At 37.9% G+C, this 22,140-nt stretch carries 18 protein-coding genes, 2 pseudogenes and 1 other annotated feature; of the genes and pseudogenes, 9 read left to right on the forward strand and 11 right to left on the reverse strand.

Translation table 11 applies throughout. From position 1 onward, the window contains the following. Window positions 1-14 precede the first annotated feature (14 nt). The 3 genes from BLS02_RS00880 to BLS02_RS00890 are packed head-to-tail and all read left to right on the forward strand — an operon-like array spanning window position 15 to window position 3,436. Window positions 15-893 (forward strand): 3-hydroxyacyl-CoA dehydrogenase family protein, encoded by an 879-nt coding sequence (locus BLS02_RS00880; protein WP_092491085.1) that lies wholly within the window; start codon window positions 15-17, stop codon window positions 891-893. After that, complete coding sequence (locus BLS02_RS00885) at window positions 894-1,673, forward strand: enoyl-CoA hydratase (RefSeq protein ID WP_092491086.1); 780 nt, start codon at window positions 894-896, stop codon at window positions 1,671-1,673. Window positions 1,674-1,687: 14 nt separating this feature from the next. Further along, window positions 1,688-3,436, forward strand: coding sequence for an acyl-CoA dehydrogenase family protein (locus tag BLS02_RS00890; protein WP_092491087.1), 1,749 nt, complete (start codon window positions 1,688-1,690; stop codon window positions 3,434-3,436). Window positions 3,437-3,771: 335 nt separating this feature from the next. On the opposite strand, the gene BLS02_RS00895 is transcribed toward BLS02_RS00890, so the two are convergent. Together BLS02_RS00895 and BLS02_RS00900 are read right to left on the reverse strand one after the other, a co-directional pair. Further along, window positions 3,772-5,199 (reverse strand): aldehyde dehydrogenase family protein, encoded by a 1,428-nt coding sequence (locus BLS02_RS00895; RefSeq protein ID WP_092491088.1) that lies wholly within the window; start codon window positions 5,197-5,199, stop codon window positions 3,772-3,774. A 21-nt stretch (window positions 5,200-5,220) separates the two neighbouring features. Next, a complete protein-coding gene (locus BLS02_RS00900) occupies window positions 5,221-6,852 on the reverse strand; it encodes an acetolactate synthase large subunit (RefSeq protein ID WP_092491089.1) in 1,632 nt (543 codons plus the stop codon). A 299-nt stretch (window positions 6,853-7,151) separates the two neighbouring features. On the opposite strand from BLS02_RS00900, the gene BLS02_RS00905 reads away from it, so the two are divergent. Both BLS02_RS00905 and yhbH read left to right on the forward strand, forming a co-directional pair. After that, window positions 7,152-9,047 (forward strand): PrkA family serine protein kinase, encoded by a 1,896-nt coding sequence (locus BLS02_RS00905; protein ID WP_092491090.1) that lies wholly within the window; start codon window positions 7,152-7,154, stop codon window positions 9,045-9,047. Window positions 9,048-9,315: 268 nt separating this feature from the next. Further along, window positions 9,316-10,473 carry a sporulation protein YhbH gene (gene yhbH / locus BLS02_RS00910; RefSeq protein ID WP_092491091.1) on the forward strand — a complete coding sequence of 386 codons (1,158 nt, stop codon included), beginning with the start codon at window positions 9,316-9,318 and terminating at the stop codon, window positions 10,471-10,473. Window positions 10,474-10,549: 76 nt separating this feature from the next. Here the strand turns inward: yhbH and BLS02_RS00915 are convergent, their stop codons facing one another. After that, window positions 10,550-10,897 carry a protein YmzB gene (locus BLS02_RS00915; RefSeq protein ID WP_092491092.1) on the reverse strand — a complete coding sequence of 116 codons (348 nt, stop codon included), beginning with the start codon at window positions 10,895-10,897 and terminating at the stop codon, window positions 10,550-10,552. A gap of 172 nt (window positions 10,898-11,069) precedes the next feature. Between BLS02_RS00915 and BLS02_RS00920 the strand changes: the two genes are divergently transcribed. Both BLS02_RS00920 and BLS02_RS00925 read left to right on the forward strand, forming a co-directional pair. Then, window positions 11,070-12,887 carry a LysM peptidoglycan-binding domain-containing protein gene (locus tag BLS02_RS00920; protein ID WP_092491093.1) on the forward strand — a complete coding sequence of 606 codons (1,818 nt, stop codon included), beginning with the start codon at window positions 11,070-11,072 and terminating at the stop codon, window positions 12,885-12,887. 56 nt (window positions 12,888-12,943) lie between these two features. Continuing rightward, the gene (locus BLS02_RS00925; RefSeq protein WP_092491094.1) at window positions 12,944-14,350 is read left to right on the forward strand and encodes a SpoVR family protein; all 1,407 of its coding nucleotides are present in this window, start codon (window positions 12,944-12,946) and stop codon (window positions 14,348-14,350) included. 362 nt (window positions 14,351-14,712) lie between these two features. On the opposite strand, the gene BLS02_RS00930 is transcribed toward BLS02_RS00925, so the two are convergent. The 8 genes and pseudogenes from BLS02_RS00930 to BLS02_RS00965 all read right to left on the reverse strand — a co-directional run bounded on the left by BLS02_RS00930 (window position 14,713) and on the right by BLS02_RS00965 (window position 19,718). Beyond that, the gene (locus BLS02_RS00930) at window positions 14,713-15,969 is read right to left on the reverse strand and encodes an MFS transporter (protein ID WP_092491095.1); all 1,257 of its coding nucleotides are present in this window, start codon (window positions 15,967-15,969) and stop codon (window positions 14,713-14,715) included. Between the two features lie 81 nt (window positions 15,970-16,050). Beyond that, window positions 16,051-16,309 (reverse strand) — a binding site (T-box leader). A gap of 126 nt (window positions 16,310-16,435) precedes the next feature. After that, window positions 16,436-16,992 (reverse strand): annotated as a pseudogene (locus BLS02_RS00935) (histidine phosphatase family protein). Window positions 16,993-17,319: 327 nt separating this feature from the next. Further along, window positions 17,320-17,442, reverse strand: coding sequence for a hypothetical protein (locus tag BLS02_RS19255; RefSeq protein WP_302846728.1), 123 nt, complete (start codon window positions 17,440-17,442; stop codon window positions 17,320-17,322). A gap of 43 nt (window positions 17,443-17,485) precedes the next feature. Further along, on the reverse strand, window positions 17,486-18,049 hold the full coding sequence (locus BLS02_RS00945; protein ID WP_092491096.1) for an LOG family protein: 564 nt from the start codon (window positions 18,047-18,049) through the stop codon (window positions 17,486-17,488). A gap of 246 nt (window positions 18,050-18,295) precedes the next feature. Continuing rightward, complete coding sequence (locus BLS02_RS00950; RefSeq protein WP_092491097.1) at window positions 18,296-18,505, reverse strand: hypothetical protein; 210 nt, start codon at window positions 18,503-18,505, stop codon at window positions 18,296-18,298. A gap of 65 nt (window positions 18,506-18,570) precedes the next feature. Next, complete coding sequence (locus tag BLS02_RS00955) at window positions 18,571-18,762, reverse strand: hypothetical protein (RefSeq protein WP_092491098.1); 192 nt, start codon at window positions 18,760-18,762, stop codon at window positions 18,571-18,573. Between the two features lie 107 nt (window positions 18,763-18,869). Continuing rightward, complete coding sequence (locus BLS02_RS00960; protein WP_092491099.1) at window positions 18,870-19,061, reverse strand: hypothetical protein; 192 nt, start codon at window positions 19,059-19,061, stop codon at window positions 18,870-18,872. A 114-nt stretch (window positions 19,062-19,175) separates the two neighbouring features. Next, window positions 19,176-19,718 (reverse strand): DinB family protein, encoded by a 543-nt coding sequence (locus tag BLS02_RS00965; RefSeq protein WP_092491100.1) that lies wholly within the window; start codon window positions 19,716-19,718, stop codon window positions 19,176-19,178. A 372-nt stretch (window positions 19,719-20,090) separates the two neighbouring features. On the opposite strand from BLS02_RS00965, the pseudogene BLS02_RS00970 reads away from it, so the two are divergent. Both BLS02_RS00970 and BLS02_RS00975 read left to right on the forward strand, forming a co-directional pair. After that, window positions 20,091-20,741: pseudogene (locus tag BLS02_RS00970) on the forward strand (SpoVR family protein); the annotation flags it as partial. Window positions 20,742-21,119: 378 nt separating this feature from the next. Further along, window positions 21,120-22,130 (forward strand): DUF3231 family protein, encoded by a 1,011-nt coding sequence (locus BLS02_RS00975; protein WP_092491101.1) that lies wholly within the window; start codon window positions 21,120-21,122, stop codon window positions 22,128-22,130. The last annotated feature ends 10 nt before the right edge of the window (window positions 22,131-22,140 follow it).

Genomic DNA, 22,140 nt, shown 5'->3' on the forward strand with positions numbered 1-22,140 from the left:
GGAGGAGATAGGATATGACGAACAAAACGATACATAAGGTTGCAGTTATCGGATCAGGTTCCATGGGCCATCAAATTGCTATGCTTAGTGCACTTGGAGGGTTTGAAACACATCTGCAGGATATTCAGGAAAGCGCCATGGACAAAGCGAGGGAGCAGTTGGAAGGACACATGGAGAAATGGGTCAGTAAAGATAAAATTACCGAAGAAAAGAAAGCTGCTGCTTTTGCCAGTCTTCAAACGACAACAAGTCTGGAAGCGGCTGTAAAGGATGCTGACTTAGTAATTGAAGCAGTAGTTGAAAAACTGGACATAAAACGAGAAGTGTTTTCCGAACTGGAAAAGCTTGCACCGCAAAAAGCTATACTGGCAACAAATAGCTCAACAATAGTGAATTCCAAGCTTGCTGAGGTTACAACAAGACCTGATAAAGTACTAAATATGCATTTCTTCTTTCCGCCACTTGTAATGGATTGTGTGGAAGTGGTTAAAAGTGATCAAACGTCAGATGAAACTGCACAAACAGCAATGAATTTTTGCGAGCAGATTGGCCGGACCGGAGTGCTATTGGAAAAAGAAATCTATGGTTTTATAGCAAATCGTCTACTATTTGCCATATCAAAAGAAGCGCTTTACTTGTATGAGGAAGGCTATGCAGATTTTGAAGCAATTGATTTAATAACCAAAAAGGCTTTAAAACATCCGATTGGACCATTCGAGTTGATGGATCTGTCTGGAATTGATGTTGGTTATTACGGAAACCTCCAGCTTTATCAGGAAACAGGCGATCCAAAAGACAAACCGGCAAAATCGGTCGAGGAAAAAGTGAAAGCAGGAAATCTTGGCAGAAAAACAGGTAAGGGCTGGTATGACTATACGAAAGGGGAGAAATAAATGGGACAACTCGTTTCCTTTAAAAAAGAAAATGGCATTGCGGTAATAACGATTGATAATCCACCATTAAACGTTATGGGACAACAGGTACAACAAGAGTTAAAAGAAATTACAGAAAAGGTGGAATCAGATCCAGAAGTGGTATGTGTTGTACTTACTACTGCTGGAACGAAAGCATTCATGGCTGGAGCGGATATAAAGGAATTTCCAAACATGATTGGAAATCCTGATATGCGTTCAGGTGTGATGGAAATGCATAACATGTTAAATGACCTGGACAACTTGCCGAAGCCAACAATTGCGGTACTTGACGGACTTACCTTTGGCGGTGGATGTGAACTTGCATTAACTTTTGATATTCGTATTGCCGAGGAACATACGACAATAGGTCTTCCGGAAGTAAAGCTTGGCTTATTTCCAGGTGGCGGTGGAACCCAAAGACTGCCCCGACTTGTTGGGGAAGCAAAAGCCAAAGAGCTTATGTTTACCGGCGAACCGATTACGGCAGACGCAGCAGAGAAAATAGGATTAGTGAATCACGTCGTTCCAACTGGTGATGGACTGAATAAGGCTATGAATCTAGCAAATCAAATTGCTGATAGGTCACTCCAGTCACTATCAAGGATTAAACAAGCTGTCGACGAAGGAATCGAAATGAATCTAACGGATGGCATTGAACGAGAGGCAACTCTCTTTACAGATGTCTTTCAAACCGAGGATGTTAAAGAAGGTGTACAGGCATTTATTGAAAAAAGAAAAGCGAACTTTAAGCATCAATAGGGAGAGTGAATAATTTGGCAACTATTAAAACCGGAAATTATGGTGGTTCTTACTTAGTTAATCAGATAAAAGCGAATGAAGCGTTTTTCCCGGAAGATTTAACAGACGAACATAAAATGATTGAAAAGACAGCACAGCAATTTGCTATTAAAGAAGTTGAACCGCGTCATGAAGAGATTGAAGCACAACAGTTTAATGTTGTCGTTGACTTGATGAAGAAGGCGGGGGATCTTGGATTGCTTGCCCACAGCATCCCTGAAGAATTTGGAGGCCTGGGACTAGATAAGATTAGCAAAGGTATAGTCGGGGAGCAGATTGGACAGACAGGAAGCTATGGTGTAGCACACTCCAATCATACATGTATTGCAACACTGCCAATTACCTATTACGGGACAACCGAGCAGAAAGAAAAGTATCTTCCTAAACTGGCGAGCGGGGAATATATTGGTGCTTACTGTTTAACAGAGCCTGAAGCAGGGTCTGATGCGATGTCAGGGAAGACAACTGCAGTCCTGAACGAAGCTAAAACACATTACCTGCTAAATGGTACGAAAATATATATTACTAACTCCTCTTTTTCGGATACATTTATTGTCTATGCAAAAGTGGATGGGGAAAAGTTCACTACTTTTATCGTGGAGAAAGATTTCCCAGGATTAAAGCTTGGACCCGAGGAGAAAAAGATGGGAATTAAAGGCTCGTCAACAAGGTCCGTAATTTTAGAAGATTGTGAAGTCCCTGTTGCAAACCTACTTGGAGAAATTGGCAGGGGTCACATCATCGCGTTTACTGTCTTAAATCTTGGGCGGTTTAATCTTGGGTCAGCCTGTGTAGGCGCATCCAAGTATGCATTAAAAGAAACAGTATCCCATATTAAGGAACGGAAGCAATTCAAGCAAGCACTTGCTGACTTTGGAGCTTCCAAGGAAAAAATAGCGAAAATGGCAGCACGAATTTATGCGTCCGAATCAATGCAATACAGAGCGTCCGCATTATTGGAGCAGGCAATGAAAGGGCTTGACCAGGAAGCGGATAAACGTGTTGTCGCAGCAGGTTTATCTGAATATGCCCTGGAATGTGCAGCATGCAAGGTATATGGCTCGGAGACATTGAATTTCCTGGCAGATGAAGGCCTTCAGCTACACGGCGGAGCAGGATTTATCAATGAATACCGGATTGAACAGATATACAGGGATTCCAGAATTAATCGTATATTTGAAGGAACGAATGAAGTGAATCGCTTACTCTTAACAGGGCAGTTCCTGAAAAAATCACTGAAAGGAGAACTTCCTTACGAGCAAGCCGTAACGAATGCTTTTCAACGGTTGCAAGAGGGGCACAATGACCAGGATAAACATGTAAAGCTAATCGAGGATTTAAGAGTGATGTACCTTGTACTAGTAGAGCTTGCCCGCAAGAAATTTGGCGAGCAGTTGGAAACACAGCAGGAAGTCCTCATGAAACTATCAGACGTGGCTATCCACTTGTATGCATCCGAGTCGGCTGTGCTGCGTACCAAGAAAGAGATCGCTTCTAAAGGTGAAGCGCCACTAAAGGAAATGCTGATGGAAACGTCACTTGAAGAGGCATTTAACCAAGTGCTTGTTATTGTAAGGCAGCTTGATCAGGAGCTCTTTGAAAATAATGATACAATCAGAAATCAGGTTTATTCCATGCTCATGAGTCATTCTTTTTCAGGCTCCATTAATCGAAACAGGAATATTGCAGCGAGGATATATGAAGACGACGGGTATAGCAGCTGATCTTTTGATAAAAGAAGTGGTTCAATCGGGGGAGTGTAAATCCTTGATTGAACCGCTTTTTAATACTTGTATCTCGGTAGGTTGATATACCGCATTTTTCAGTTGATATACGGCATTACCGGTTGATATATCACATTTTCAGTTGATATATCACATTGTGGGTTGATATACCGAATTCTCGGTTGATATACCGCATTTCCGGTTGATATTCCGTATTCCTGGTCGATATACCACATTCTCGGTGGATATATCATAAATCCAATTAACAAAAGTCTATTGCATCAAAAGTAAGAGCATTAAATTGCTGTGCAACTCTATACTCCATTTCTCTAAAATTATTGTTTCAGTTTCATACCTATAAACTTCAACTGGGTCATATCTTCGACGGCATATTTTACGCCTTCTTTACCAATACCACTTTGTTTTACACCGCCATACGGGTGGTTGTCCTGGCGGTATGTTGATATCTCATTGATCCATACGCCACCCATCTCAAGCTTGTCAGCAACACGCAGCGCCCGGTCCAGGTCCTTTGTAAAGACACCTGCCTGTAACCCGTAAATGGAATCATTGGAAAAGCCGACAACTTCATCTTCCGTATCAAATGGAATGACCGATACAATTGGCGCGAATACTTCTTCGGCGATGATTTTCATGTTTTTATCAACATTTGTCATGATAGTGGGCGTTAATATCGTCCCTTTTTGATCGCCGCCTGCTGCTATTTTCGCTCCATTCTCCACGGCATCGTCAACCCACTGTTTGGCCCGTGTTGCTTCTTCTTCACTTATCATCGGTCCAATATCAGTGTCTTCATCCTCTGGGTTTCCTATCTTTAAGTCATTTGTTTGCTTAATATATTGCTCCAGAAACTGATCATAGATATTTTTCTGGACGTAAACCCGTTGTGCTGAGATACATACTTGTCCTGAAAAAGCAAAGGCCCCTTTGACTAAAAGCTTAACTGCTTGTTCTACATCAGTATCATCGAATAGTATATTCGGTGAGTTCGAACCAAGCTCAAGGGTAACCTTTTTTAGACCGGCAGTTTTTCTAATCGACCTGCCAACGGGTAAGCTTCCAGTGAATGATACTTTATGGACTTTATCGTGTTGGACAAGTGGTTCTCCAACCTCTTTTCCCGTACCCGTTACAAGGTTCAATACACCAGCCGGGAGACCTGCTTCTGTAAATAATTTTGTAAGCATATGAGCGGATATAGGTGTTTTTTCGGCTGGTTTAAAAATGACAGTATTTCCTGCAGCAATTGCTGGAGCAATTTTGTGCAGCGATAGATTTAATGGAAAGTTAAAGGGAGTAATAGCGCCCACAACGCCCAACGGTACTCTCTTTACTAATCCCAGCCGCCCTTCACCACCTATTGCTGCATCCATTGGAACTACCTCACCAGATATGTGTTTTGCCTCTTCTGATGCAAAACGGATAACTTGGACAGCTCGCCCAACTTCATCACGGCTGAAAGTGATTGGTTTTCCTGCTTCTTTAACAATCGTTTGTGCAAACTCTTCGGTGTTCTTTTCCAGTAAATCAGCCGTTTTTCGTAAAATATCAGCCCGCTCATGTGCCGTCATGTTTTTCATTGTGTTATGGAACGTATCAAACGAATTAGTTATGGCATCCTCAAGATCATCCCGGGAAGCTAGTGCAATCTCTTGCACTTTCTCTTTGTTATATGGGTTTATAACATCCGTGGTGTTCTCACTGGTGTTGCGTTCTTGACCATTAATAATCGAACCTATCATTTATATCCTCCTTCCTGAGAACTAACAGATTATATCTCCTAATTTCTCGGTTAATTTCATGTTCTCACTGTAATCAACTGGACAATCGATAAATACAGGTTTATTCATTGCTATCGCTTCTTCCAGTGCTGGCTTCAAATCTTCTGCTTTATCTATTTTCATTGCTTCAAACCCATATGATTCAGCAAGTTGAATATAGTCGGGATTGCCAAATTTAATATAGGATGCACGATCGAATTTCTTTAATTGGTGCCATTCAATTAGCCCGTATCCATCATCTCTCCACATTAAGACAATAATTGGCAGATTCAGTCGTTTGGCTGTTTCCAATTCAGCACCTGTCATTTGAAAAGAACCATCTCCACATACCGCTACAACATTACGTTCCGGGTGAACCATTTTTGCTGCAATTGCACTTGGAACAGCCACACCCATAGAAGCAAGACCGTTCGATATCAGGCATGTATTTGGTTCATAACAGTGGTACATCCGAGCCATCCACATTTTGTGGGCACCAACATCAGATATAGCAATATCCTCTTCCTTTAAAACAGACCGTAAATCGGCAATGATTTTTTGTGGCTTTACTGGGAAACTGGAATCATCCTTATATGATTCAAATTCATCCAATGCCTTCTTTCTTACACCTGCAACCCAATCCATATTTCTGTCTTTGGATTCAAGTAGTCCCGCTAACTGTTGAAGGTTTGCTTTTAAATCTCCTAAAACACTTAGAATAACCGGGTAATTTTCATCGGTCTCAGCTTCCTCAGTGTCGATATGAATAACAGACTTTTTGCCATCCGGATTCCAATCCTTAGGCGAATATTCAGCCATATCAAATCCAATGGTAATAATTAAATCAGAACTGTCAAAGCCACACGTAATGTAATCCTGTCCGCCAATCCCAGCTGTCAGCAAGCTGTGCTCATTTTCCCAGGGTACAGTTCCTTTTCCCATAAAAGAATTGACAATAGGCAGGTGGCTTTTATCAATCAGACTCCGCATTTCATCTACGGCCTTTTGCCTGGTAATACCATTTCCGGCAAGAATAATTGGGTGCTCTGCCTCCTCAATCAATTTTGCAGCACGTTTGATTATTTTAGGGCTTGCTTCAGTATGTGGTCTGTCAGTTGGTTTTATTGGAGATGCGTCAACCTCCATGTCAGCAATATCTTCAGGGAGATCAATGTGTGTTGCTCCCCATTTCTCTTGCCCCGCTACTTGGAAAGCTTTGCGAACGACTTCAGGTGTGATTTCTCCTGTTTTGATTTGGGCATTCCATTTTGTAACAGGCTCATACATATTTATTAGATCATAGTACTGGTGAGAAATTTTATGATGCCGACTAAGTCCAGCTTGGCCGGTAATTGCAACTAACGGATCATGATCCATATTAGCATTGGCAACGCCTGTCATAAGATTTGTTGCACCTGGACCTAATGTAGCTAAACAAACACCCGGTTTCCCAGTTAATCTGCCGTATGTACCAGCCATAAAAGCAGCGCTTGTTTCGTGTCTAGTTACGATAAATTCAATAGTAGAATCGTAAAGCGCATTAATGACATCGATATTCTCTTCACCTGGAACTCCGAAAATATATTCAACTCCCTCGTGCTCCATACATTTAACGAGTAATTCCGCAACGTTCATCAGCATCCATCCTTTATTTATTTTTGGGCAGTATTAAAGTGCAACTAAAAGCTTTACCGAAAGCCAATTTTGCTTCGCAGTTAAGAAAGTATAACTACTTTCTTACTGCATAAGTGCAACTAGGGCTTTTCGCTCTTAAAAGTCGCGAAAGCCAAGTTTGCTAATAGTTTTTGTTAAAAGATGATTAATTATAAGTACAAATTAAAAAGTTAGGCTATGATTCCAATAAACTAGTCAGCATGATGAATAAGCTATCCGCATAAGATTATATTAACCACGCCCTAGATGGAGGGAACAGAATGGATATACTAAACAAGGTGAAAAGCCACCGTGAAGAAGAGAAAAGGCTAAATTGGGAAGGAACATTTGCTGAGTACCTGGAAATTGTAAAACAAAGGCCAGAAGTTGCCCAAACGGCTCATTCACGCGTTTATAATATGATTATAAGTTCCGGTCTATCTGAAAGAGATGGAAAGAGGATGTATGACTTTTTTGGTGAAGAGATATTTGGACTTGAAGATTCGATTGAAAGGCTAGTAGAAGAGTACTTTCACCCTGCAGCAAAGCGACTTGATGTAAGAAAGCGAATATTATTGCTAATGGGGCCTGTTAGTGGTGGAAAGTCAACAATAGTAACAATGCTAAAGCGTGGTCTTGAAAGGTACTCCAGAACGGATGCAGGTGCGGTTTATGCTATTAAAGGCTGTCCCATGCACGAGGACCCACTTCATCTTATTCCAAAACATTTGCGAGAGGATTTTTCAAAAGAATATGGTATTCGCATCGAAGGCAGCTTATCACCATTAAACTCAATGCGACTTGAAAAGGAATACGATGGACGTATAGAGGATGTAAAGGTTGAACGGATTATTTTTTCGGAGGATAAACGTGTAGGGATTGGAACGTTCAGTCCGTCCGACCCCAAGTCACAGGACATCGCTGACTTAACAGGTAGTATTGACTTTTCAACAATTGCTGAATTTGGATCAGAATCAGATCCCAGGGCATATCGCTTTGATGGTGAGTTGAATAAGGCAAACCGTGGGATGATGGAATTCCAGGAAATGCTGAAATGCGATGAGAAATTTCTCTGGCATTTGCTATCACTGACACAGGAGGGTAATTTCAAGGCAGGTAGGTTTGCCTTGATTTCGGCTGATGAACTTATTGTAGCTCACACGAATGAGGCAGAATATCGCTCCTTTATTTCTAATAAAAAGAATGAGGCCCTTCATTCGAGAATCATTGTAATGCCTGTTCCGTATAACTTAAGAGTGAGTCAGGAAGAACGTATCTATAAAAAAATGATAAATGAAAGTGATATGGCACATGTTCATATTGCCCCACATGCACTGAGAGTTGCCGCTATCTTTTCTATACTGACGAGACTAAGTGATTCCAACAAGCAAGGGATAGACCTTGTCAAAAAGATGCGCTTGTATGATGGAGATAGTGTGGAAGGGTTTAACCAAATTGACGTCGATGAATTAATGAAGGAATTTCCGAACGAGGGGATGAATGGAATTGATCCGCGTTATGTGATCAACAGAATTTCATCGACTATTATACGTAAAGATGTTCCTGCGATTAATGCCCTTGATGTTTTACGATCATTGAAAGAAGGATTAGATCAACACCCATCGATATCAGAGGAAGACCGAGAGAATTATATGAATTATATATCTGTTGCACGAAAAGAATACGATGAAATTGCCAAGAAAGAAGTTCAAAAAGCATTTGTTTATTCCTATGAAGAATCAGCTAAAACGTTAATGAATAACTATCTTGATAATGTTGAGGCATTTTGTAATAAAAATAAATTGCAAGATCCACTAACCGGTGAAGAAATGCAGCCAGATGAAAAACTAATGCGTTCAATCGAAGAACAAATTGGTATCTCAGAAAATGCTAAAAAAGCATTCAGAGAAGAGATTCTCATACGCATTTCTGCCTACGCAAGAAAAGGAAAAAGATTTGACTATAATTCGCATGACCGTCTACGGGAAGCAATTCAAAAGAAATTGTTTGCCGACTTAAAAGATGTTGTTAAAATAACTACTTCTTCACAAACACCGGATGAATCACAACTTAAGAAGATAAATGAAGTGGTTGCAAGGCTAATCGACGAGTATGGATACAACTCCATTTCAGCAAATGAGTTATTGCGTTATGTAGGAAGCTTACTCAACCGATAAATCGAATTGTTGGAAATAACAAGACTAATTGTTCACGAGGTCTTGTTATTTTTTTAGCAGATAAGAATGTATAAATACTTTCTTATCTGCATAAGTGCAACTAAGGCTTATCCATTTTAAGGCTTGGATAAGCCAAGTTTTCTAACCATTTAAGAAGTATAGAACTGCATGCGAAATAAACGAATGCCAAGTCTAACACCTAAATATGTGTCAATATTTGTCTGTAATTGCATAGAATAAAGAAAACTAATAGCAGGAGGGGATTGATATGAAGGAAGATAAGGAAAGTTTTGCGGTCTCCAAGGAAGATTGGTCCCTCCATCGTAAAGGTTATCAAGATCAACAGCGTCATAATGATAAAGTAAAGGATGCCATCAGGAATAACTTACCAGATTTAGTAAGTGAAGAAAATATTGTGATGTCTAATGGTCGCGATATTATTAAGATCCCGATTCGTTCTTTAGATGAATATAAAATCCGTTACAATCATGATAAAACCAAACATGTGGGTCAAGGGGATGGAGATAGCGAAGTTGGAGATATCATTGCTCGTGACCCTAGTGGGGAGAATGGTGATGGGGACGGAAAACAGGCTGGCGACCAAGCTGGGAAAGATTATTATGAGAAAGAAGTTTCACTAGCAGAATTAGAGGAAGTACTTTTTAGAGAACTGGAGTTACCCAATTTGCAGCAAAAAGAACAAGCTGAAATTAAGACAGAGAAAGTCGAATTTAATGATGTCCGTAAGAAAGGACTTATGGGTAACATTGATAAGAAACGGACAATATTAACGGCAATTAAAAGGAATGCAACTGAAGGAAGACCCGGAATTGAACCTATCAGCAATGATGACTTACGATTCAAGACATGGAATGATGTTGTTAAGCCTGAATCAAAAGCAGTTGTTCTTGCGATGATGGATACGAGTGCATCAATGGGGAAATTGGAAAAATATCTGGCCAGAAGCTTCTTTTTCTGGATGACAAAATTCCTTCGCTCCAAATATGAAACAGTAGATATCGCGTTTATCGCCCACCATACAGAGGCAAAAGTTGTAACAGAAGAGGCATTTTTTTCAAAAGGTGAAAGTGGCGGTACAATATGTTCATCAGCCTATAGCCAAGCATTGAATTTAATTGACGATAAATATAATCCGAATCGTTTTAATATCTATCCATTTCACTTCTCGGATGGTGAAAATATAACGTCAGATAATCCGAGATGTATTAAATTAGTGAATGAGATCATGGATGTTTCGAACATGTTTGGTTATGCAGAAGTCAACATGTATAACCGCCAGTCAACATTAATGAGAGCCTACAGCGGATTTGAAAATCCAAAATTCCGCCATTACATCCTCAAAGGAAAACAGGACGTCTACCACGCACTAAAAGAATTCTTCCAAAAACAAGAAGTAAACGCTTAGGATATACCCGGGGAGTACGCACTTCCCGGTTTATCTTGGTGCCTGTCACTCCCCGATATTTGTCGAATAATATTTCTTATGCTAGTTCAATTTTATAAACTCCTCTAGATGTGCTCAGTAAGAAACTCGATCCGTTAAATTCATATAATGAGGAGTCTTCCAGTGGTATTTCATAAATTTCTGAAGGCAATGGCTGGTGTTCCTTGGAATCGGTATTAACATTACCTATGCCATTAAATTGCAATGCATGCATGGGTTCATAGTCATCAATTCTTCTCGTGTTAGTAGAGTAAGAAATATTTTTCAACTGTATTAATGTTTCATCTACATCATCAAGTTCAATCTTTGAAATTTTAATTGTTTGCCCATTCCAATTATTTAATAACTCGTTAAATTCCTCAATCGATAAAAAATGCTGATCCATGGTAATCCCTCCTAGACTTTATATTTTCCATGATTGAATTAATCATTCAGGAAAGGAAAAATGGAATAACTTTTCATAGGCAGATGCTGTTCCGAACCTCCAGCTGTCTGAATGAATAATCTATAGGCAGAAGGATGAAGATTCGTAACTAAATAATTCAGGAGTGAATATTATGCAACTTTTTTACACGGTCCGTCCTGGCGACACATTGTATCAGATTGCAATTCGCTGGGGGATACCAGTTGATTCTCTAATCGCTGCAAACAATATACAGCCACCTTACACGATATTTATTGGGCAACAGCTTTCTGTACCACCAGGTGTTGATGTTATTCGTGTAAGGGCAGGAGATACCGTTTATAATCTCTCGCAAATTTTCAAAGTTCCACAATCTGTCATTATCGAAGCGAATGGACTTGAGCCTCCATATATTATTCAGGAAGGACAGTTATTGAAAGTACCGCCCGGCGTTCCTTACTATATTGTCCAACCTGGGGATTCACTGTTTCAGATTGGCAGAAGATTTAACGTTACTACTGGTGGACTCGTTAATACAGAGCTGATTAGAAATGTGAACCGTTTACCAACTAATGCTATTTTTCCTGGGATGAGGTTAATTATTCCTTATGCACCGCCTGGGTTGAGCGGGTCAATTGCTTACACAGCAAACACTGGGGATGGATTCGATATTTGGTTATATGACCTTATGAGCGGTGTTAGTACGCAGCTTACAACAGGTTTAGGTGAATCCTTTTCTACACCTTTTTGGTCCCCAAATAGTAACAAGATAGCTTTTGTTGGAAAAAACGCAATACTCTATGTCGTTGATGTAGAAGAGGGAACTGTTGTACGTATTGATCAATTTGATGAAGGGTTTGGCAATTATGTAAGCTGGTCCCCAGATAGTCTAAAACTCACTTACACAAAGCAGGATAATATTATTTTGTACAATGTTAACACACACCAGGTTCAGCGAATAAGTCAGCCTGGTGCGACAGATGTACAGTGGTTTCCAAATGGTACGGAACTCGTTTTTCAGGCACCTGATGAATCAGGGGTAAGCCAGCTTTACCGTATTAGGCAGGATGGATCCGATAAGCGACAAATCACGCAAAACACAGGTGGAAGGCACAATAATGTACGTCTTTCTCCAGATGGTTTGTATGTGCTTTATACTACTCCTGGCGCTAGCATTTCGCTAATCTTTATCGTACAAATAGCAACAGGTAGCGTCTTTGAAGTAGTGGGTGGGCCACTTGCCAAAAATTATTTCCCTGAATGGTCACCTGATTCAAGAACGATTCTCTATAGTGCTACTGCGTTTGAAGACAGGGGGTATTTTTCATTAATTCGAACTGCTGGTAATCAAGGGCAGAATGATCGTACAAGAGCAATATCAAATTGTTTTGCGACACCAGTTACATGGTCAAGCGATGGTAGCAGAATCGCCTATTTATCAGGCTGTAACGAGCAGGAATTTGCCAACGAAATGTGGATGATGGATTTAACACATCCAGTACCGATTCGGTTGATCGCGGGTGTGTCGATTATGGCATTACAGTGGTCACCAACACCTCGATCGCCATTGAAAAAGACGTATACCAACACTGAATATAATGTTCAGTTTCAATACCCAGCAAACTGGCAAAGCGTAACAGCAGAAAGATATGAAGGGCCAGATGGATTTTTTCAGATTTCGGCAATATCCTCAGATAGTCCGCTTAATCAGGTTTGCCAAAACGAAGCATTCCACCAGCTAATGCCTTATGGATCTGCCCCACGGATTGTTAACACGCAGATTCAGTCTCAAGAGGCGTGCTTTATTTTCCCATCTGCCGACCAGCCACCCGAAATGGAGAATCAGGCAGCCTTAATTGTCCGATATCCGAACCCTGTTCAAATAGGTGGAGACACGTACAATTACTTTATTTTATGGGCGGATGAGAACCATTTAGAAGAAATTAGTGCATCACTTTCTTTTATTCAATAGTTCATTATTCCTTTCTGGCGTCATAAACTATAGAAAGCACACCTGGAGGGATTATTTTGACGGAAACAAAGGCACTTAATCGCGCGATAGATGAAATCACGGAAATCGCGACTGAATTTGGTCTTGATTTTTATCCAATGCGTTATGAAATTTGTCCTGCTGATATAATTTATACATTTGGTGCATATGGCATGCCAACACGGTATAGCCATTGGAGTTTCGGAAAACAGTTTCACAAAATGAAGCTGCATTATGATCTTGGTCTCAGCCAGATTTATGAACTTGTTATCAATTCTAATCCCTGTTATGCATTTTTACTCGATACAAACAGCCTTATTCAAAATAAGCTCATAATTGCCCATGTACTTGCACATTGTGATTTTTTCAAAAATAATGCCCGATTTGCAAATACCAGACGGGATATGGTCGAGAGCATGACTGCGACCGCCGAGCGGATTGCTAACTACGAAATGGCATACGGAAAAGATGAAGTCGAGCAATTTCTGGATGCTGTCTTATCGATTCAGGAACATATTGACCCATCTATTATAAGACGTAATCTCCCAGAACAGAATGAAGAGGAAGAAGAGACAACGCCAAAAGTTAAAACCGCCTATGATGATTTATGGAATTTGGATCAAAGTGAAGCAGATAAACAACCAAGTCCAAGGAATAAACGAAAAAAGTTCCCCCCAAATCCGGAAAAAGATATATTGCTATTTATCGAGGAGTACAGTCGTGAACTTGAAGATTGGCAGCGTGACATATTAACGATGATGCGGGAGGAAATGCAATATTTTTGGCCACAGCTAGAGACGAAAATCATGAATGAAGGCTGGGCTTCATACTGGCATCAACGAATCTTACGGGAGATGGATTTAACAACTGATGAAGTAGTGGAGTTTGCTAAATTGAATGCCGGGGTTGTGCAGCCTTCCAGACAGCAGATCAACCCATACTATCTTGGGCTAAAAATGTTTGAAAATATTGAGGAACGCTACAATAACCCGACAGAAGAAATGAGGAAGTTAGGGGTTGAGCCTAATTCAGGCAGAGAAAAGATGTTTGAAGTACGTGAAATTGAATCCGATATTTCCTTCATTCGAAACTATTTAACAAAAGAAATGGTGCAAGAGGAAGATATGTATTTGTTTGAAAAGCAGGGAAGAGACTACCGGATTACGGAAAAGGATTATGAGAAAGTCAGAGATCAGCTTATCTCGATGAGAATCAACGGCGGTTTTCCGTATATACAGGTTGAGAATGGGGATTACTTGCGGAATGGTGAGCTTTATCTTGTCCATGGCTATGAGGGGATTGAGCTCGATCTAAAGTACCTGGAAAATGTGCTCCCATACATCTATCAGCTATGGGGTCGTGATGTGCATATGGAAACCTATGTGGAGGAAAAACAGGTTGTATTTTCGTATGATGGGAATAAGATGCATAGGCGATTTATGTGAAATAAAAGTCGGAGATATGATTGAATATCTCCGGCTTCTTCAATTTACTAACTTTAACAACACAGGGGGCAACTTTGCTCCCACTTTGATAGAATAATTTTTATATTCTCCATACTTTTTACCCCCTCCTCATTAGCTTAATTATATTAAAATTAGAGCTAGTTTTTTATAAAAATTATTGCACTATTCTGCTCCTTTAGTTCAACAAGAGATGTTTAGCCTTATTCAAGTAACGCACCCGTTTGTTTAAGTATATTGTTTCACAAATTCAATATATCTGTATTAAAACATAAATAATCGACAACCCTTGAAAAACTTGTCATTAGCTTAATAAATCTTAGGGTATATGAAAACTATGGTTATTAAATTGTTTCTTTCACTTCTTCCAGAGTAGCTCTGTAGTATTTACTCTTTGATGGTTGAATACTAAATAACAATAATGCAAGCGTTAGTAAAAACATAAAAATTGCACCAAAGACAACAACAAACTGAATGGATATTAATTGAGATGTTACAGCAAATATAGAAGTTATAACTATGACCAATAAAGCTTCCACAAAATCGTAAATACTCCCTACCCGTCCCATGACTTCAACTGGAATGTTGTTTTGATAAAAGGTGTAAAAACCAGTGTTTGCGAAGGCAAGTGAAAATGCTAGTATAAATACCCCCACGGATGCAATCAAGAAATTATTAGAGAATGCAAAAATAATGTATCCTACTGATACCATGACTGAGCCTATCCCAATGAGTAAAGAAACAGCTAATTTTTTTGTGAATAGGACATTCATCAAAGAGCCTACGAGAATTCCCGCACCTGCAATGCTTACAAGAAAGCCATATTCGCCATCTGATAAAGAAATAACTTCTTTTGAGAACGCTACTTCCAGTGAATCAATAGCCGTTTGCATGACAATGAAAGCACTAAATAGAAAATAAACAGTCATGACATACAAAAACTTACGGCTAAATTGTAATACCTCTTTCCAATCTTGCTTTAATAAGCTAAGTGATAATCTTAGATTTGATGATTTCCTAACTCGACGCTTTTCAACATTTGGCATAAATAAGGTGACTAAAGCTGAAAAGAAAAAAGCAATCGCATTAATAACAATAGCGTAAATAGGCGTACCAATCATAAATAGCACCCCTGTAATTGCTGGTCCAAGTATAAATGCACCAGAATCAAGTAAACTTCTTAAAGAATTAAACCGTTGCCTTTGTTCGGTTGGAATTAACCTTGTAATATAACTAACCGAAGTTGGACCATATACTGATGAAGCCATATTAATAAAAAAGACGAGCAAATAAATTATCCACAATGTATTAGTGAAATATGCTAAACAAGCAAGAAGAGTTCCCTGGATAATATCTAAAGCAACCATGAGATGCTTTTTATTTATGCGGTCAATGACACTCCCCCCCCATAAGTTCGTAAATAACGTAGCCAAGGGGTTAATAATATAAAGAACTGCTACTGCAAGGGGAGAACCTGTCATATTAAAAACGATTAGATTTAATGCAAGAAAATATACCCATGCCCCAATATTTGAAATTCCTATACTAAATAATATAATAGATGGATACTTCCATGTATCCGCTATTTTTCTGATATTCATTAATAAACCTCCTCTAAATTGTTCATTTTGTGACTCACGATATTTTAACCAACAAAAAAATCCCACCCCCAAGACTTTCGTCTTGGGGACGAGATTATATAATCGTCGTGTTGCCACCCCAGTTTATTAATATGTCACCATATTAACCTTTTCAGGTACGGACAAATACATGCTTATACCCTAGCCCTTTAACGGGAGCTCCCGTTACACCATCCCCTTTATAAGGTTCCAATGTAATGCTCAGAGACTTGGTTCAATAAACATATTCTTACTCCTTTTCAGCCAACTGGAGTTCTCTGTAAAGAATTTATTTATCTACTCTTCTCTTCATTGCCTTTAATATTGTTTATTATAATATCATCGTTAACAAATAATGTAAATCAAATTATTTACTATTCTTCCCGTTATCGTCATACGGGAGATGCGGCTTGTGCAACTATCGCCGTACTTTAGTTGAAAAGCAAAATCAAAGCCTTTCCCATAATCTTTTTACACTTCTTAGCTCTCTACCATCAATAGTTAATTTATAAATATATGGCATATCGAGATTTTTCCAAAAAGAGAAATCATACTGATTATCGAAGAAATTCATAATTAAAACCATTATATTACCGTGTGTACCGATAACGACGTTTTTACCTTCGTACTTATCTAATACATCATAAGTAGTATCTACACCTCTTTTTGAGCAACAATATTGGATTCTCCACCTTCCCACGCAAAATTGTAATCCTCCCATACTCTTGTTATTGCAAGAGTAAAATCTTTGGCAGGGACTGTGGTTAAAGTTCGTTCTTTAAAACCATCTACAATTTCAACCTCTTTATCTATGTATTCAGCAATACCACTAACAGTTTGAACAGCTCTTTTATATGGACTTGAAACAACAAGGTCAATTTCCTATGTTTTTAATAATTCAGTAGCGATTGTTGCATCAGTAAAACCTCTTTCCGATAAAGGTCTTCCCAATTCAAAGGGCGTATAAGTAGAGTGCGCATGTCTAACAAAAAATAAATTAGTCAAGTAAATATCAACTCCTTAATAATAAAAGCTTTTTATACATTTTCTTGTTACACTAACCTGCTGCGTTAGCTGATCATGGGAAGCGACTGCTCCTATTGAACAATCGCACCCGTTAGTGTAAGTGAATCCTTTCACATATTATGATTAATTAACTTTGATAACTCATTTTACTTTCCCACTTATCCATCTTTTTACTAACTAATTATTGGAATTCTTCATCATTTTCAGATAATTTATAAAACATAGCTAAAGCTACTATAACAGCATCAATACATTTTTCTTGTACATCATCAATTCCCAACTCTTTATAGTCACTTCCACTTGCTTTTAGATAAGATGAAACAGCTTGGGAGGTTTCACCAACCCCTCAGATAACTTCAATGCCATTTGTTCTAACGTTTTTGGTTCTCTTTCACTCAGTAACTTTATTTCTTTTAGCAACTGTTCCATGATTTCTTCCCTCTTTTCAATTTATAATTATAGTGATAGTTTATTACCATTTATGTATATAAGCACCCTCGTATGTCATTAGCTTATTAACTAACTCTTTTGAATCCCCATCAATAACTATTAATTCTTTATACTCCTTTTTAACAAACCCTTGTTCAATCATATGGTCAAAAAGTGATAATATAGGTGAGTAGTAATCGTTAATATTGAGTAATGCACACGGTTTGTTATGGTATCCTAGTTGCGCCCAAGTAAATACTTCAAACCATTCCTCTAAAGTTCCAGAACCACCAGGTAATGCAATAAATCCATCAGCAAACTCTGCCATTAACGCCTTTCTTTCATGCATAGTGCTAACGACATGTAGTTCAGATAGTTGTTGGTGAGCTATTTCAACGTTCTTTAACTTCTCTGGTATAACACCTATTACTTTACCACCTGCTTCCATAACAGCATCAGCAACTGCCCCCATACAACCAACTGTTGCTCCTCCATAAACAAGGTCCAATCCATTATCTACTAGAACTTTTCCGAGTTTTTTAGCTTCTTCCATATAGATTGGGTCAATTCCTTTACTAGAACCACAGTAAACTGCAATTGTTTTCACAAACATCTTCCTCTCAAAAATAAAATCATACTATATAATACAACACTATTTATTTTACCATCATTTTCTACCAAAAATAGAAAAAACTACACACATATTTTCAACTCATATCTTTACTAAACAAGCCTTTATTGCCGCAACAGCACCAAAGGCTTGTTTAACTATTGCACCCGTTTGTTTAAGAAGAAGAGAAACATTCTTCAACACTTTACAGAGTGGTGAAGAAAATAAAATAAACTTATTATATTAGTAAAAAAGTTCAGAACCATATACTTCCTCTTTACAATTCACACAATATCCTACTCCGTTTGTTACTGGAACTGGGCAACCACATTCACAATACTTTAATTCTTTTTTATTTGCTTCTAAAGGTATAAATCTATTGCCACAATATTTACATTTTGTTAAGTAACTATTATTTTCTTCGTTGCATTTAGTACATTTAATTTTTTCCAACTCAGTCTTCCTCTGTAATTTATTTTTTAACAAAAGCACCCGTTAGCACAATGGAAATCTTTTAATTATTTAGTATTAAAAGAAAAGAAAAATACGAATATAAGAGTAATAATCAGAGCTTGGGCTAAACAAATAACTAAATCATTTTTCCAATAAGTTTCACCAAAGGGACTCCATTTACCACCAAATAAACTAAATAACCTAGCAATTAAAAAGCTGCACAACCAAATACTAAAGAAAGTTATTATAAAGCCCATTGTTTCCCCCTCTAATTGCAAATGAATAAGTCGAATAAGATTTAAGTTTCTTCAACTCTTCTGTCCATTAGTGCAATAAATCATCTCTTATTAAACAATCGCACCCGTTAATTGAAGTTCTTTTTTCTTCTACTTGCTTCGTAAATTCCTCCAATAAAGCCAATGCAACCACCTAATGAAAGAATTACAAAACCAAATGATAAACCATAAGTGATGATATTATATAATCCACTTATGATAAGAAGAAGACAACCAATCATACCAATAATATATCTTGTCCTATAAATCCGTTTCTTCAATATTCTTCCTCCCTCACATATCTATATTTTACAATTTAAGTACCTTTGCCTTATTAAAAAAATCGCACACGTTTGTTGAAGAATTCACATTGTTCCATCATCACCATAATCAATCTATAAGTTAGGTAGCATCTTTTTTAATATCCTTATTTGCCCCCTATGGTTGATTTCATCTTCGAAGGTATGGAACCATATAAAATAATTATTGGATAAATTGTTATCCCAAATTGCTTCTTCATATAACCACTTGTCATTTCTTTTATTAAACTCTTCTAAGGTTCTGTTACGAACCTTTTTCAATTTCTCGATATAAAACTCTAAAGGATTACCTTTAATCTGATTTCTTCCTAAATCACCAAGTTGGTAGGCAGCTCCCCATTCTTCAATCTCTTGATTATTAGGCTTTCTCTTATTGAATAACTCAACTTGAAATCCAAACTCAACAGCAGCCATATGTAGCAATAATGCACCGATTGAATTACCCTCTTTATTTGCCAAAAAATCTAACTGCTCAACAGTTAACCCCCGGACTTCATTTAATGTTGTAAATCTAGCATATTCCATCATAGAAACCAACTGCCCAATTTGTGGTGAATATCCTTCAATTTCCTCAATTTTAAATGTCTTAAGTTCTTTAAATTTATTAAGTACGTCCATATTCATTATCCCCCTAACTATTACATAAAACATACTTTCTTATTCAACAATTCTGCTTCGTTAGTTTAAGTGTAATCGTTCACAAACTCTATACTTATTTTAACATAAACAATCAGAATACTTTCTAAATCAATTATAATGCTAATCAATGTATTCCTCTTTTGCATTTGAAATTGTAGCCCAACAATATAATAATTTAATTGAACTTTGAACGAAATTTCTTTTATGTCATGAATAAAAGAGTGCCAGCAATTTAGTGTGCAATTTGACGGTCATATATATTTATAATGTATGTGATAGGAAACGGTGGCTGTTAAAAAATCATAAGATCTGGTATCTTCTTGTTTTGCTTGTCACAACAGACTTTCATAGAAAACACCTCTGCGATACGAAGGCTGGGCTTCGTATTGGCACCAGCGGATATTGCGGGAGATGGATTTAACAACTGGTGAGGTCATCGAATTTGCACAATTAAAAGCAAATGTTGTGCAGCCTTCAAAACAGCAGATTAACCCGTATTATCTTGGGTTGAAAATATTTGAAGATATTGAGGAACGCTACAATAATCCAACAGAAGAAATGATCAAGCTGGGAATAGAGCCTAATTCAGGCATTTAGAAGATGTTTGAAGTACGCGAGATTGAATCAGATATATCGTTTATCCGAAATTATTTAACCAAGGAATTAGTACAGCAGGAAGATATGTATTTGTTTGAAAAGAAGGGCAGAGATTATCTTATTACCGATAAGGATTACGAAAATGTAAGAGACCAGCTTGTGTCCATGAGGGTTAATGGAGGATTTCCGTATATATGTGTTGAAAACGGTGATTACCTACGTAATGGGGAGCTATATCTGGTTCATGGTTTTGAAGGAATTGAGCTTGATCTGAAGTATTTGGAGAATGTGCTTCCATATATTTACCAGCTGAGGGGTAGAGACGTGCACATCGAAACCAATGTAGAGGAAAAACAGGCTGTGTTCTCTTATGATGGGAGTAGGATGCACCGGCGATTTGTGTGAAACTGAGGCAGAAGATATCTTCTGCCTTTTAATATGTCGTGTAATGAAGCAGATAATAAATTGAATACATTATATTCCCCCTCATTTATCGAAAGTATATTGCAAAGTTGATTGTTCTCGCTTTCTTTACTGTAATATACATCGTAAATCGTACGTACGTTCATTCATGATAAAGTCGTTTTTATTAATAATTTTAATACTAATATTATTAGTTACATCCGGGTAAATTACAGATAATCCCTGTCCTTTGCATTTTACAGCAGATATAAAGGGACATATCTTTATTCTAAAACACAAGTTGGTGATAAATATTATAGGTAATTATTGGATAGGATAGAGTTTAGAGAGTTAATTATAGCGTTAATGGGGGTAAACCAATTGGAATTTGAAAGACATGTAAAACTGACAGCAGCAGAGATTACACAACTTTGGGCTAGTTACATGAATGACAAAGGATTAACATGTCAATTACAACATTTTTTAGCCAAGGTAGAAGATGAGGAAATTAGACCACTTATCCAACAAGCTTTGGATTTAGTTCAAGGAAATCTAAAATCACTAACTGAAATTTTCAATAAAGAGAATTATCCTCTCCCATATGGTTTTAATACGGAGGAGGATGTAGATGCAACTGCTCCTAGATTATTTTCTGATACATATGTTTTGAATTTTCTTCATCAAGGCGCTCAAATTTCCTTACAAGCGTACAGTATCAGTTTGTCATTATCTGTAAGGGCAGATGTTTACAGTTACTTTAATGAGTGCATTTCACAATTAGCTGAATTTCTTAGGGAAATAAAGGAACTTTTATTAGTCAAAGGACTTTATATCAGATCACCATATCTGCCTACACCTGAGAATTATGATTTTGTAAAAAGTCAAAAGTTCCTTACTGGTTATTTTGGTGATAGAAGACCTTTGGCGGGTACAGAAATTACGAACCTCTACGCTAATTTTCAACGAAATGCTTTAGGTGTTGCTACTATGATTGGGTATAGCCAGGTTGCAAAATCAAAAGAAGTAAGAAAGTTTCTTATAAGGGGTAAAGAAATCTCTGAAAAACATTGTGAGATATTTGGTTCCATCATGAGAGAGGATGACATTCCTGTTCCTATGTCAGGGGATACAGAAGTGACAGACTCAACTACTTATACTTTCTCCGATAAGTTAATTATGTTCTACTCCACAGCTTTAATTGCCTTAAGTGTTGGTTATTACGGCACAGCTATGGCAATGAGTCCTAGAAGGGATTTAGGTGTACAATATAGTAGGTTAATAATTGAAATTACTAAATATGCTGAGGATGGTGCAAACATCATGATTAAAAATGGCTGGTTGGAAGATCCGCCTAGAGCATTAGACAGGGATGAATTGGCAAAGAAAAAATAAGGGATTTAAA

This window comes from Virgibacillus salinus (assembly GCF_900102415.1).
Classification (GTDB): Bacteria; Bacillota; Bacilli; order Bacillales; family Amphibacillaceae; genus Lentibacillus; species Lentibacillus subterraneus.